This window comes from Paraglaciecola sp. MB-3u-78 (assembly GCF_002835935.1).
Classification (GTDB): domain Bacteria; phylum Pseudomonadota; class Gammaproteobacteria; order Enterobacterales; family Alteromonadaceae; genus Paraglaciecola.
In genome coordinates, this window is record NZ_PJCF01000004.1 from 798662 (window position 1) to 813634 (window position 14973).

Below are 14973 nucleotides of genomic sequence, written 5' to 3' on the forward strand. Positions count from 1 at the left end.
ACACGCCCTACTTTTTAACTAGAGACCAACAATGATGGATTTTAGGATTACGCAGAAAATCTTCGGGCAAGGTTTGCTTCGAAATATCTTTAATGCTCAGTCCTAACTCAACCAGTGCAACCTCGTCTAACTTAAACTGTCGTAAGTTGTTTGAAAACAAAATCTCGCCGCCAGAATTGAGGCAAGTTACTGCATCTGTAATTAATGCTATATGGTCTCTTTGTACATCCCATGTTCCTTCCATTCGTTTTGAGTTGGAAAAAGACGGGGGATCAATAAACATTAAATCGTATTTACCGTTATGACGGTTTAGCCAAGTTAAACAGTCGGCTTGAATAAATTCATAAGCGCCAGTTAACTTATTAATCTTGAAATTCTCTTTTGCCCAATCAATATAGGTATTAGACATATCGACTGTGGTAACAGATTTTGCACCACCTAAAGCGGCATGAACAGAAAAACTGCCCGTGTAGGCAAACAAGTTAAGTACGTCTTTGCCTTTGGATTTCTGTTGGAATAATTGACGTGTCACTCTATGGTCTAAAAATAACCCAGTATCTAAATAGTCATATAAATTGACCTGAAACTTTGCACCGTTTTCAAACACTTCAATCGTTTCTTTTCGTTGCGACACTTTTTGGTATTGGTTTGTACCTTTTTGTTGTTCTCTGACTTTAAGAACAATCTTATTGGGATCAATACCTGTGACTTGTGGTAAAGCCACCATGACTTCCTGTACGCGTCTTTTCGCTTTTTGTTCAGGAACGTCTTTAGGTGCTGAATATTCTTGTACCACTAAGTAATCAGCATATCTGTCCACTGCTACATTGTATTCAGGTAAATCGGCGTCATAAATACGATAACAATTAGTATTTTGATTTTTTAACCATTTATTGGTTTTCACCAAGTTTTTACCTAAACGATTAGAAAAGTCAGTATTAACTGTTTTATTTTCTCTAACTTGGCAGTTTTTTTCATCTAATTCATAGTTAACTAATAAACATTCCAATTTACCGTTCATTAATTTGTATTCTTTTTTGGCCGCTAATTTCATTTGGCGTAACAAGTCACGGTCAGATGTTAATAACGACAGATGCCAGCTCTTAAATTCTTGTTTTAACCAACTGCCCCATTTTTGGAAAATGGGGATAAGTGAAGTGGTTTCACTTAACCTTTCACCATAAGGAGGGTTACTTACCATGTAACCGCTAGGTAAATCTGTCGATGGTAAGCTACATGCATCCTGTTGGGTAAATTTAATTAAGTTAGCAACACCTGCTGATTCTGCATTTTCTCTGGCAACAGAGATTATCGAGCTTTCAATATCATTGGCCCAAATAACGCCGTTATGAGGCCGTCTAGCCTGCTCTGCTGCTTGGATTAGATTGTCCCAGCTAGATTTGTCATGCTGTTTCCATGCATCAAATCCCCAGGACTCGCGTTTTAAGCCTGGTGCTATATTTGTTGCCATCATCGCCGCTTCTATCGCAATGGTGCCAGAACCACACATGGGATCTATCAATGGTAATTGCTTATTCTTGGGCCACCCGCTTCTAATAAGCATGGCACAGGCTAAATGTTCTTTCACTGGGGCTATGCCCGTTTTAGACCGATAATGTCTTTGATGTAAGCTTTGACCTGTTATATCAATATAAACACCCAAAATGCTTCGCCACATGCGGGCTTGAATTCTAATATTTGGAGAGACTTTACTGACTGAAGGACGAACATCGAAAAAGGTTGAAAATTGATCAACTATGGCATCTTTTACTCGCAAACCGCCAAACTGAGTATTATTAATGCTTTGGTTGGTACCGGTAAAGTCCACCATAAAGGTATCGTCTACGCCAAAATGTGTTGGCCAGTTTGCTTGATCAGTGACTTTGTATACATCGTCTGCAGTATTGACTTCGCCTTCGGCAAGCTTAACTAACACTCGGTTTGCCAAACGCGACCAAATACAGACTTTATACGCGTCAGCGAGTTCGCCGCTAAACAACACTTGTCCGGGTTTTGATTTTACTGCCACGTCTGGGCATATCTCTGCTATTTCTTCTAAAAGCAGTCCGTCTAAGCCCTTAGACGTAGTGATTAAAAATTCGAACGTGTTGTCGGTCATAGTGTGGCTCAAGATACTCATAGATTAAAACGGCCGCGATTATACGGTAAATGTCGACTAAGCGCATGTTTAATCGACATTTAAAAGAAGCGAACTATTTGAATTAATTATCGTGGTGTAAAGGTATCTATTAAAAGTTATGCGCTAAGTTGGGAGCTGATTTCAGATAATAAAGGTTCAAGTCGAGTTTTTGCTAGCTTAATTAAATCAAACTGTTTTAAGAATTTGTTTTCATTAAGTTGTAGTTTCGACGATATCAGCATACAAGTTGCAAGAGATTGTTCATCAGTCAAAACCAATACAACGCCAGAATTAAATTGATTAACAACTCTGGCTAACCTGTGATGAAAACCAAAAGGCTCAACCTCATCTAAAAACCAACTTTTGGGTGACACAGGCTTATGGAACATTGTCGCTGCCGTGGCATTAATTAAAATGTGTGTGAGTTGCGCATCTGAAAATTGCCCGCCACTAGCAAGCAAGTGATCAGCAAATGTTAGATAACATTCCGTGTCAGATAAATTGAACAACTGATCCGACGTTGGTAAATCTATAATCTGTTTTTGTCCATACGCAGTTGTACACTGCCACTCTTCTCCCATAGACAACATCAGTTGACTATTTTCAGAAAACCAATACCAATCTGACATGGGATGGAGCATAAAACTGAACAATCTCTGTAGTTAATAACAGTTAAAAAATACCATATGTTTTTAGCCTTTGGGTGATTTATTACCATTTTAATTAGTCTAAAAGAACCAGATCAATGCAGGATCATTATATAGCATCAACGATCTCCTTGATCACTTTTGGCCCCTGGTAGATCAATGACGTATACAGTTGGATCAATGTTGATCCGGCCTCGATCCGTGCCTTTGCAGACTTCGCGGAGTGAATGCCCCCTACCCCTATAACCGGTATTCTCCCTGCTATCACTTCGACAAGCTTCTCAGATACAGCCTGACTCTTAGCTGATAACACTGCGCCGCTTAGACCACCCATTTCCTCTGCATATTCTTGTCCTAACACTTCTTTTCTATCTAAAGTGGTGTTGGTTGCGATCACACCATCGATCTTGGCATTGATCAAAGAATTAGACATGTCGACAATTTCCTGCTCCGTTAGATCAGGTGCGATCTTAACGAGGATCGGTACATATTTAGCGTACTGAATTTGCAATAACTTTTGTTCATTCTTAATACCAATTAACAGCTCATCTAAGGCTTTGCCGTGTTGCAAATTCCGTAATCCTGGCGTGTTGGGTGAAGAGATATTGACGGTGACATAACTCGCATAGTTGTAGACTTTACGCAGACAAATGAGGTAGTCATGCAACGCCTGCTCTTCCAAAGTATCTTTATTTTTACCAATATTGATACCTAGAATACCTGTATATTTTGCCTTTTTGACGTTTTCAATCAGGTTATCCACCCCCTTATTATTAAATCCCATACGGTTAATAATGGCCTGACCTTGAGGTAAACGATACATTCTGGGTTTGTCATTGCCCGGTTGTGGTTTAGGTGTGACGGTGCCAATTTCAATAAAACCAAAACCCATAGCGGCAAAAGCATCAATGCACTCTCCGTTTTTATCTAAACCTGCAGCTAGTCCCAGGGGATTTTTAAAGGTTAATCCAAACACTTGCACTGGTTTATCAGTTAAATTTTGTTTATATACACAATTTAATAGATTGTTCTGAGTACGTTTAAGCCAATTAATTGTGAAGTCATGGCTCCACTCGGCATCTTGGGTAAACAATAATTTTTGGATAATGGAATACATAATTTCTCTTTAATCATAAAAAAGCCCTGGCACGTATTAACGAAAACCAGGGCGTTGTTAAATGTAAAGGGCTTAAATAAATAGGCCCTATTATCAGTTATTGGCGTTGATGCTCAGCAGCATTAACTCCCTAAGGGCAACTGAAAACTTAGCAAACTCATGGGTACTACTGGTTTTAAATTCAGACATCATATGATACCAGCGATCGAGTAACACTTGGTTATTGTGCATCCAATTATTTAGAATTGATTCTGCATCTTTATTCTTTGGATCGGATGCTAACAATACTGACGTAATCGATCTTTGTTGCCAATCAAGCTCTTCACGATATGAAGCTCGTGCCAATGCTTGCCAATGATTACTCACTGCTTGACTATCTATTTGTGCCAAGAACCAATGTAATTCAAGCTTTGAACCTAACTTAAAGTACAAATTAGATACCAGTTTTATATCTCGTTTGTCAGTTTCAGCCACTTGAGTTAAGTCCATACATGGGAACATATTACTAAGAGATGAAACTCTGTAAGCGATTGAGTCTGGCACGCCGGCATTGGTCAGCTCAAGACACGCGCTTTCAAGTTGTTGATATTCACTTTCTACTAAATAATCCTGAATATTGACGAATAAATCCTCAAAAGTAGAACGATAACTATCAATCGAATCTTGAATACTAAGAGTTTTACTACAATGACGTAGATACCAGCGAGAGGCACGACGCAATGTTCTTCGCATACTTTCGAGCATGCGCAATTGCACGTCTGAAGATACTTTATTATCTAAGTCTTCAACCTCATGCCATAAGCTTTGCATTCCAAAAATGCCTTTCACCACAGAATAAGCAGTGGCTATCTCATCAACACCAGCCCCGGTTTCTTCTTGTATTCTAAAGACATAATTCATGCCCATATCATTAATGATATTATTGGTTAATTTTGTGGCGATGATTTCGCTTCTAAGGGGGTGCTGTTGCATCTGGGCAGAGAAATTTTCTTGTAGCTTTTTAGGGAAGGCTTCAATCAATAACTTTCCGTGGTATGGATTATCAGTTATAGATGCAATATTAAACTGTTCTTTCATGACCATTTTCCCATAAGCAATCAAAACTGATAACTCTGGTCGTGTTAAGCCCGTGGACTTCGCCAGCCGGTCAGAAATTTCATCATCAGCAGGGATAAACTCTAGTTCCCTGTTTAAGTACCCTTCTCGCTCTAAGCCATGAATAAAACGTAACTGCTCTCTAAGTTGGTTTACTCCGCCTAACTCAGATATTGATATGGACTCTGTTTGACGGTAACAATCTTGGATAACCAATTCGCCTACTTCATCCGTCATTTCATACAATATATTGTTACGCTGTTTAATGGTTAAATCACCAGCATTAACTAAAGAGTTAAGCAGAATTTTGATATTAACTTCATTATCTGAACAATCCACACCACCCACATTATCAATAAAGTCAGTGTTTACTTTGCCGCCATTTCTAGCAAATTCTATTCGTCCAAGCTGAGTCGCCCCTAAATTTCCACCTTCACCGATTATTTTGGCTTGTAACTGGTTACCATTTACCCGCACATCGTCATTAGCACGATCACCAACTTGGGTGTGGTTCTCTTTAATACTTTTAACGTAGGTACCAATGCCACCATTCCAAAGTAGGTCAACTGGCATTTTTAATACGTTATGAATAAGTTCATTGGGTGTCATGTTTTGTTGTTTAGTCCCCAGCCACTTTTTCATTTCTGTGGTCAGTTTAATCGACTTAGCGGAACGACTGAAAATATCACCACCTTTAGAAATAAGCTTTCTGTCATAATCGTCCCAACTCAGTGAAGGATTTTCAAATAACCGTTGCCTTTCTTTATATGTAGTCTCAATATTTGGGCTAGGGTCAAAAAAGATATGTAAGTGGTTAAAAGCACAGATTAATTTAGTATGAGTAGATAACAACATACCGTTACCAAATACATCACCCGCCATGTCGCCTATTGCAACACAAGTAAAATCAGTGGTCTGACAATCTTTACCCATTTCTCTGAAATGACGCTTAACAGACTCCCATGCTCCCTTTGCGGTAATGCCCATTTTTTTATGGTCGTAACCAATGCTGCCACCTGAAGCAAACGCATCACCTAACCAAAAATTAAACTCGTCTGAGATACCATTCGCAATATCAGAGAAGGTAGCCGTTCCCTTATCTGCTGCAACAACCAAATAAGCGTCATCTTCATCTAGTCTGACAACATCTTTTGGATGCACCACTTTGCCTTCAACTATGTTATCGGTGATATCCAGTAAACTACGGATAAATATTTTGTAGCACTCTTGGCCTTCTTTTTGGAAAGCTTCACGGCCCTGATCCATAGGTAAGTTTTTACAAACAAACCCGCCTTTAGCGCCTACTGGCACAATCACAGTATTTTTAACTTGTTGTGCTTTTACTAAGCCTAATATTTCTGTCCTGAAATCTTCTTGTCGGTCTGACCAACGTAACCCACCTCGTGCTACCTTTCCGCCTCTTAAATGCACACCTTCAATACGCGGTGAGTACACAAAAATTTCAAACTTAGGTCTAGGTAATGGCATCTCAGGAATAAGTTCAGGCAACATTTTGTATGAAACATAAGGTTTTTGATTGCCCAGTTCATCTTTTTGATAAAAGTTGGTACGCAAAGTCGCCAAAATCAAATCCAGATAACGACGGATAATCCTGTCATCATCTAAATTAGATACGTTCTCTAATTGTTCTTTAATAGTGTTGAGCATTGTTTCTTCAACTTTGCTAGTACCCTTAGTTTTAGGGTCAAACTTTTGATGAAATAATTGAACCAGTAAAGTTGCGATTTTGGGATAGTTTGCAAGGGTATTTGCAATGTAGTCACGGCTAAAAGAACCGCCGATTTGACGCATATATTTTGCGTAGGAACGTAAAATAGTCACATTTCTACCCGTTAATCCTGCACCCAATACTAAACGATTAAACGGGTCATCTTCTAAGGCGTTATACCAAACTTCTGAAAATGCTGTTTGGAATAACATCTGAGCCTGCCCCATATCCATGTCATTGCTGGTGTTATGCAACATTGAGAAATCCATGATCCAATTAACTTGCTCTTCATTATGGCTGATTTTAAAGGGACTTTCATCTATGACTCGTAAACCAAAGTTTTCAAGCATAGGCAATACAGCTGACAAATGGATGGGTTCATTCCCGTGAAACAGTTTCAACCTAACCGCTTTACTTTCTGGCCCTTCTTCTTGAGGTCGGTAGAACAACATATCTAAAGTATGTTCTGTATTAAGCAACTCAAGTTTTTCGATATCAACTAATGCAGCACTGGGCAAATTGTACTCTTTGTAACTGCTTGGAAAAGCATTGACATAACGCTGTTCAAGTTTTTTGCCTTTTGCCTCACCATGATTAGAGCGAATAGTACTGGCTAATCTGTCATCCCAGCTTCTATTTAATTCGATGATGTTTTTCTCGATATCCTTCACATTATATTCCGCATTATTATTTTTCACTCTGACAATGTAATGGGTTCTCGCATAGACAGATTCTGAAAAATAAGTGGTAAATTCAACATCTTCTTCGCTGGCGAAAGATTGTTTTAGTAGTACCTGAGTATCTTTTCGTAACTGGGTGTTATAACGCTCTCTGGGTACAAACACCATACAAGAAATAAAACGGCCAAATACATCTTTACGTGGAAACAGCCTAGAGATCCCACGCTCTTGCATTTGAAAAATACCCAATACAATTTTTGCGAGTTCTTTAACGCTGCCTTGAAGTAATTCGTCTCGAGGATAGGTTTCAATTATATTCAAAAAAGCTTTATGCCCATGTGAGCCAGGATCAAAACCAGACAATTTAGATATTTCGTTGATTTTTTCCTGAAGCACAGGCAATTGTGTAGCACTACTATTATAAAATGAAGCTGAGTAAAGACCAATAAACCTATCTTCTCCAATGACCTTACCTTCATCATCAAAACGTTTAATGCCAACATAATCTAAATAGGCGGGACGATGAACCCTAGAGCGTGAATTGGTTTTTGTCAGCATCAATGGGTTATGACTCAGTGCTTCTTCTCTAGCCGAAGGCGGAATATTTGACAATACTCGGTCACGATTAGTCTTTGAGTTTTTCATCAGGCCTAAACTAGAATCATTATCGGCGACCCAGCGGTAATCACCTTTTATAGCCTTAGCGCTATAAGAACGGTATCCCATTAAGGTGAAATTGTGATCGTTAAGCCATGCTAAAAAGTTTTCAGTTTGTTTTTTCTGCACTTCAGATATTGGACACTGACTAGTTTTGAATTCCTCAATAATATCTCTTAACCTAGCTCGCATGGGTTGCCAATCTTGCACCGCCATAGACACATCGTTAACGACTGACATCAGCTCATCTGTGAGTTGCTCTAAAGCAAGTTTTGATGTTTGTCTGTCTACTTCAATCAGAACAACGGTTTGTCTGATAACCTCTTTGTTTTTACTGCTACTACTTTCAAAGGAAACTAATGTGTGTTGATCATCACGCTTCAGTCCAATAGGACAATGCAATAACAAGTGTGCCGTTATGCCCATTTTATTCAGTGCCATTCGAACTGAATCCACTAAAAATGGCATATCAGTGACAATAATTTCTACTATAGTATGAGTTGATTGCCATCCGTGTTTACTAATGGCGGGATTAAAAGCGCGAATAAAAGGTGCATCGCCTTGATAATCCACAAACTGATTCCACAAACTCAAGGTTGCACCGTAAAGGTTATCCTCAGTTCGGTTATCTAAATCATCATGTGCAATGTTTTTGAAGAGTATTTTGGAAAAATTTGTAACTTGTTCAACCCGATCAGAAGCGACTTTTTTATTAATCAATTTATAGACATTTTCAAGTAGAACTGAATGTTGGTTATCTGCAACCGTCATATGTTTACCCATTCTTTTTTAACTTATTAGTAGTAGGAAAATTTGTAATTACCGAGCAGACTAAGGTATTTATGATTAGCTACGCTCGATTAGACAAAAGACTGAGATATATAAAATTTTTTGTAACTTATGACACATTCTCGCTAAAATTATCGCGCAATAAAAGACTTATATTTACTTAATCTTTACAAATTTCATAGCTATGCAAATTGAAAGCATAAAAAAGGCCCATAAGGGCCCTTAGAGTGGAAATTGACTAAATACTTATGCAGTTTATTTTCACAAGCAATGCAGTCTTATTATGCTACTTTTTCAAAACTCTTAATTTTATTATTATCGTCAATCATTAATCTAAATCTACCCTTTATACCCATTGGACTCACATGGGGTCGTAAATTTCTGACTGGTAATTGGATCCTTTTACCGTTGTCAGCTTTCATCACAACACTATTGATGCCTGGAATATAGAGCTGCACACATAATTCATATTTGAGCGACAAGGTAAAATAAAAGGTCTGCATTGTGCTGTTCTTAATCTACGTTTAATGGCCACTAGGGCAAACTTTTTGTTATTTTTTCAAATAAGTCGATACTCAACCCCTTTGTATTACCGATACGCATTAGCTGATGTTGCATAAGTTGTTGTCTGGTTTTATCTACTTTTTGCCATTGTATTAAAGGCGTAATAATCCGCGCAGCAATTTGAGGGTTAACCTCATTTAACTTTATCAGATAATCAGCTACAAACTTATAACCAGAGCCATCAATATTGTGGAATCCAGCCACATTAAAAAAGCTAAAGGTACCGATTAAAGCTCTCACTCTATTAGGATTATTAATGGTGAATTGGCTGTGCCCCATCAATATGCTAATACGCGCAAGAATATCTGATCGATCGGTATTAGCATGCAAAGCAAACCACTTATCCAACACTAACGGGTCCCCATGCCATTTATGTTCAAACGCTAACATCAGTTTTTCAAATAAATCCAAGTCGCCTAATTGAGCTGCACCTAACACACCCAAAGAATCGGTCATATTATCTGCGTTATTAAATTGATGTGTTAAAAGTTGTTCAACATCAGGTAGTTCTGACAGGGTTAAATACTTAAGCGCAAGATTTCGCATTTTTCTTTGTTCAACTTGCTTTGATTGGTAGACATAAGGTTGTTGTTCAAACGTCGAATAATGGCGCAACCAATTAGCTTGATATGTTTTAGCTAATGCTTTGAATAATTGTTTTCGTGACTGATTTAATACGTCTATATCGACTGATTCCATTTGTTGGAACAAAGTCTCAAAACTTGGCAAGGTCAGTATCTCGGCTTTTAATGCCAACGAGATATCCATTGCCTCAATAATAGGTTCAAACATTCCGACGGTTTGAGCAATAGAGGCCATTTGTTGCTGTTCAGTTTGATCCGCTAAATTATGGATACAATCACTAAATAATTTTTGACCTGCATCCCAACGAGCAAATTCATCAGGTGATCCCAACATAACCTTGCCTAACTGTTGTTGGCTGTAGGGATAATCTAGCTTAACAGGCGCACTAAAACCATGAAGCAATGAAGGAATGGGTTTTGAATCAACATTTTTAAATTCGAGACTTTGTTGGGTATCATTTAACTCTAAAGTCATTTGCTCTTTGTCAGAATCACCCAACATTAAAGGTTCAAGTTTATCGTTAAGCAGACTAAATTGAATAGGAATGACTAAGTTCTGTTTTTCTTTTTGTTCAAAAGTAGCAGAATGTTGCTGTTGGAATTCAATTCGATACATTTTTAAACTTGCATCGTAAGAGTCTGTAACTACAACTTGAGGTGTCCCCGATTGACTATACCAACGTCTAAACTGCGATAAATCTTTATCATTGGCATCTTGCATGGCTTGCACAAAATCATCACAAGTAACAGCTTGGCCATCAAATCGTTTGAAGTAGAGTTTGATACCTGCTAAGAAGCCTGTCTTACCTAACAATGTAAATAACATTCTGATCACTTCAGAGCCTTTGTCATACACAGTAACAGTATAGAAATTATTCATTTCAATCACTTCATCAGGCCTGATGGGGTGTGACATAGCGCTTGCATCTTCGGCAAACTGTCGTTCTCGAATGACTTTTACGTTTTGGATTCGATTAACAATAGGTGAAGACATGTCAGCACTAAATTGCTGATCACGAAAAACAGTTAATCCTTCTTTTAAACTTAACTGAAACCAATCACGGCAGGTTACTCTATTACCAGTCCAATTATGGAAGTATTCATGGGCAATAACGGCTTCGATATTAAAATAGTCTTCATCTGTGGCGGTTTGTGCATCGGCCAACACAAATTTACTGTTAAATACATTAAGCCCCTTGTTTTCCATGGCACCCATATTAAAAAAGTCGACAGCCACTACCATGTAAATTTCAAGGTCGTACTCTAGACCAAACTCAGTTTCGTCCCACTTCATGGCTTTTTTTAGTGAATCAAGGGCGTGTTGGCCTCTGCCTAACATGCCTTTATCTACAAATAACTCTAAGGCAATGGTTCTACCTGACTGGGTCACAAAACTGTCTTCCAAAAGATCAAAATCACCAGCGACTAAGGCAAATAAATAACAAGGTTTTTTAAAGGGATCTGACCACTTCACCCAGTGATTGCCATCACTTAAGTCACCAGAATCGACCTTGTTGCCATTAGACAGTAAAAAAGGAAAATGTTTTTTGTCCGCAATTATTTTGACATCATAAGTTGCCAATACATCAGGTCTATCCAGAAAATACGTGATTTTTCTAAAACCTTCGGCCTCACATTGAGTGCAATACGCCCCTGCTTGGAGATATAAACCTTCTAAACTAGAGTTATCTTTGGGGTTAATAATATTTTCAATACGTAATTCAAATTCATCATTATCGGTATCAATTGTCAGGGACGTGTCTGTTTGCTGATAATTAGAAACATCTTTACCATTGATGTGCACAGACGATAACTGAATGCCTTCACCATCCAAAATAAGAGGTTTGTTGTGTGTTCCGTTTCTGGTGACTTTAGAAACACAGATCACCTTTGTGCTTTTATCAATCAAGGTAAATTCTAGTTCTACGTGATTGATTAAAAAGTCAGGTTGTCGGTAGTCGGAGCGCTTTTTTACAGCAGGAATAATAGTAGACATCATATCCTCAAAAATGAATAAGATTTAATAGGACATGCAAAACGTGCTGGTAAGCCAGCACGTTTTGCATATTAGGCCTTGGTTGTGATTGGTTCCTGTTCAGGTTCAGGAATAGGTATACGTAAGATTTTAATACCTAAGTAAGCATAAATAATAGCTAAAACAGGGTTTATCAAATTAAAAAACGTATAAAAAATATAATCTAATGGGTTTACTGCCAAAACACCGTGCATATAAACCCCACAGGTGTTCCATGGGATAAGCGGAGACGTCAATGTTCCGCCATCTTCTAAGCTACGGGATAAATTCAGCTGATGTAAGCCACGTTTTTCAAATTCATTTTTATACATTCTGCCAGGCATCACAATCGCCATATACTGGTCGGCGGTAATAATATTAGTACCAATACAGGTTAAAATAGTCCGCGTGATCATATCACCTGCTGTTGTGGCGCCTTTTAAAAATGCACTCACCACTCTTTTAAGCAGCCCAATTCTTTCCAATACAGCGCCAAACGTCATTGCACACATAATTAACCAGATAGTATTCAGCATACTCGACATACCGCCGCGACTTAAAAGGTTGTTTAAGGTATCGCTGGGAGTTGAGAAAGAGACACCATCAAACAGTGCCGTCCATACCACGACTATCGAGCCTCGAAGAGGGCTTACGCCTTCACCTGCTAGGCTTGCAATAACTTCAGGTTGGAACACCGCAGCCCATATACCACCTAACAATGCGCCTATAGCAACGGCTGGAAATGCTGGTACTTTTTTAATCGCCATAGTTAACAACACCAACAACGGTATCAACATATGTAAACCCAAATTAAATTCTTGCTGTAACAAGGTTTGCATTTCTTCGATGCCAGTGGCTGAGTCGGGTAAATCAGCGCCTAAACCAATCACCACAAATAAAATGAGGGTGATAATAATACTAGGTATAGTGGTCCACATCATATACTGAATATGTTCAAATAAATTAGTCCCCGCTATAGCGGGTGCTAAGTTAGTTGTCTCAGAAAGAGGCGATATTTTATCACCAAAATAGGCGCCTGAAATAATGGCCCCGGCTGTAATCGCTTCGGACATGCCCATTCCTATAGACACTCCCATCAGGGCTACACCCACTGTCGCGGCTGTGGTCCATGAACTACCAATGCTCATTGCGACTATGGCACAAATAAGGCAAGTGGCGGCGTAAAACATCGAAGGGTTTAACAAATCTAAGCCGTAATATATCAGGGTTGGAACTGTACCCGCTAACATCCAAGTACCAATAAGTGAGCCCACGGCCAGCAAAATAAGAATGGCACCTAAAGAACGAGAAATTCCTTTAACAATACCTTGTTCAATATCATCCCAGCTATAACCATTTTTCAAACCAATAATGGCGGCTATGCCCATAGCTACCAATAAGGCAATTTGGTTAGGACCAAAAGAGGAATTATCTTCAAATAAATATACCGACCCACCCAACAAAATGACCAATATTACAATTGGAATAAGTGCATCAGATAAAGATGCTTCTACTTTTGGTTTTTTAATCGTCATAACATTTTACAATCCTGGAGTTTTAAATTGGGTTTAAATCTATGTTGTGGGACTAATCCACTATCGAACGGTAAAACATAATAGCGATAACCACAGGACATACAAAACGTACATACCATGGCCAAATTTTCCAAAACATACTGCGCTCTGCTTGTTCACTACCCTGTTTTAGTTCCGCTAATATTTGATCACGTTTCCATACCCATCCAGCAAAAATACATAAAACGAGTCCGAGCAAGGGCTGACTATACTTAGTGGTTAAGTCTATGACGAATCCAAACAGGCTATCCATATTAAATGCAATGGTTGAACTCATAATAAATACTAGAAGCGTTAAAAACCATACTGCCCGTTTCCTGCCAATGCCTTTGCTTTCAACTACATAAGCAACAGGGACTTCAAGCATTGATATTGAGGACGTTAATGCAGCAATGATCATTAAAGCAAAAAATACAAATGCTACATATATACCGACTGTACCCATTGTTTCAAATAACGAAGGCAAAACCGCAAAAATCAGGTTTGGGCCTTCGATTAATGCACCACTATCAGAAAATATTTTGACACCGTTATGCAGCGCCACATACATAGCGGGAATAATCAGCATTCCTGCTAAAATAGCGACCCCTATATCAACTAAGGCAACGGAAGCCCCAAGGGTGGGCAAATTTTCTTTTTTACTGACGTAAGACCCGTATACCAACATGGTACCGACTCCTAAAGACATAGAAAAGAAAGCCTGTCCCATTGCATTTATCAGCAGGTTGGGTTCCATGATCAAACTAAAATTAGGAAGCAGATAAGCTTTCCATCCCTCCACAGCACCGTCTAAAGTCGATACATAAATAATCAACAAGACAATAATAATAAAAAGGGCTGGCATTAGACGGACAGACCATAGCTCAATACCTTGTCTCACCCCTCCAGTGACAATACTGGCAGTTAAACAAAGAAAGATACCAGAAAAAAGAATGTCTCTAGTGTATGAAGATGATACTAACCAATTTGAAATGGCATCTTGACCCAGCATATCGCTGATAGTTTGCAGAAAGTGGGATAACATCCACCCCGCGACTAATGCATAAAAAGAAAGAATTAAAGAAACAGTTACAAACCCCCACACACCTGTTGCGCGACCAATATTACTGCCTGATATTTTGCCTAATGCATCCACCATATTTGACCGCGTTGCGCGGCCAATGATGAGTTCTGCCATCAGCACTGGGTAAGCTAAAAGAAAGGCTAAAACAATATAAACCAGCACAAATGCTGCGCCGCCATTACTAGCCACTTGAGTTGGAAACCCCCAAATATTACCTAATCCCACCGCCGAGCCAGCGGCAGCCAGCACAAATCCCATTCGAGACGAAAATTCTCCACGTGCAGCCATGTGTTGCCCTTTTAAATATTTTTATTATTTTT

Annotated in this window: 8 protein-coding genes; all 8 read right to left on the reverse strand. The window is 38.8% G+C overall.

What is annotated here, in order from left to right; all coding sequences use genetic code 11:
* Positions 1–7: 7 nt before the first annotated feature.
* The 8 genes from rlmKL to CXF95_RS10435 all read right to left on the reverse strand — a co-directional run bounded on the left by rlmKL (position 8) and on the right by CXF95_RS10435 (position 14941).
* A complete protein-coding gene (rlmKL, locus tag CXF95_RS10400) occupies positions 8–2119 on the reverse strand; it encodes a bifunctional 23S rRNA (guanine(2069)-N(7))-methyltransferase RlmK/23S rRNA (guanine(2445)-N(2))-methyltransferase RlmL (RefSeq protein WP_101198582.1) in 2112 nt (703 codons plus the stop codon).
* Positions 2120–2256: 137 nt separating this feature from the next.
* Positions 2257–2781 (reverse strand): cell division protein ZapC domain-containing protein, encoded by a 525-nt coding sequence (locus CXF95_RS10405; RefSeq protein ID WP_232787756.1) that lies wholly within the window; start codon positions 2779–2781, stop codon positions 2257–2259.
* 115 nt (positions 2782–2896) lie between these two features.
* A complete protein-coding gene (gene pyrD / locus CXF95_RS10410) occupies positions 2897–3904 on the reverse strand; it encodes a quinone-dependent dihydroorotate dehydrogenase (protein WP_101198584.1) in 1008 nt (335 codons plus the stop codon).
* Positions 3905–3997: 93 nt separating this feature from the next.
* On the reverse strand, positions 3998–8836 hold the full coding sequence (locus CXF95_RS10415; protein WP_101198776.1) for an NAD-glutamate dehydrogenase: 4839 nt from the start codon (positions 8834–8836) through the stop codon (positions 3998–4000).
* 299 nt (positions 8837–9135) lie between these two features.
* Positions 9136–9357, reverse strand: coding sequence for a DUF2835 family protein (locus CXF95_RS10420; RefSeq protein ID WP_101198585.1), 222 nt, complete (start codon positions 9355–9357; stop codon positions 9136–9138).
* 31 nt (positions 9358–9388) lie between these two features.
* Positions 9389–11998, reverse strand: a complete 2610-nt coding sequence (gene pepN / locus CXF95_RS10425; RefSeq protein WP_101198586.1) for an aminopeptidase N — start codon at positions 11996–11998, stop codon at positions 9389–9391.
* Positions 11999–12069: 71 nt separating this feature from the next.
* Entirely contained in the window at positions 12070–13551 is a 1482-nt protein-coding gene (gene nhaC / locus CXF95_RS10430) for a Na+/H+ antiporter NhaC (RefSeq protein WP_101198587.1), read from the reverse strand.
* Between the two features lie 52 nt (positions 13552–13603).
* Complete coding sequence (locus tag CXF95_RS10435; protein WP_101198588.1) at positions 13604–14941, reverse strand: sodium-dependent transporter; 1338 nt, start codon at positions 14939–14941, stop codon at positions 13604–13606.
* Positions 14942–14973: the final 32 nt, after the last annotated feature.

Excerpts from the sequence above, each read along its gene's own strand:
- CXF95_RS10435 (WP_101198588.1), bottom strand. The coding sequence starts at position 14,941 with ATGGCTGCACGTGGAGAATTTTCGTCTCGAATGGGATTTGTGCTGGCT.
- CXF95_RS10420 (WP_101198585.1), bottom strand. The coding sequence starts at position 9,357 with ATGCAGACCTTTTATTTTACCTTGTCGCTCAAATATGAATTATGTGTG.
- pepN (WP_101198586.1), bottom strand. The coding sequence starts at position 11,998 with ATGTCTACTATTATTCCTGCTGTAAAAAAGCGCTCCGACTACCGACAA.
- nhaC (WP_101198587.1), bottom strand. The coding sequence starts at position 13,551 with ATGACGATTAAAAAACCAAAAGTAGAAGCATCTTTATCTGATGCACTT.
- CXF95_RS10415 (WP_101198776.1), bottom strand. The coding sequence starts at position 8,836 with ATGACGGTTGCAGATAACCAACATTCAGTTCTACTTGAAAATGTCTAT.
- CXF95_RS10405 (WP_232787756.1), bottom strand. The coding sequence starts at position 2,781 with ATGCTCCATCCCATGTCAGATTGGTATTGGTTTTCTGAAAATAGTCAA.
- rlmKL (WP_101198582.1), bottom strand. The coding sequence starts at position 2,119 with ATGACCGACAACACGTTCGAATTTTTAATCACTACGTCTAAGGGCTTA.
- pyrD (WP_101198584.1), bottom strand. The coding sequence starts at position 3,904 with ATGTATTCCATTATCCAAAAATTATTGTTTACCCAAGATGCCGAGTGG.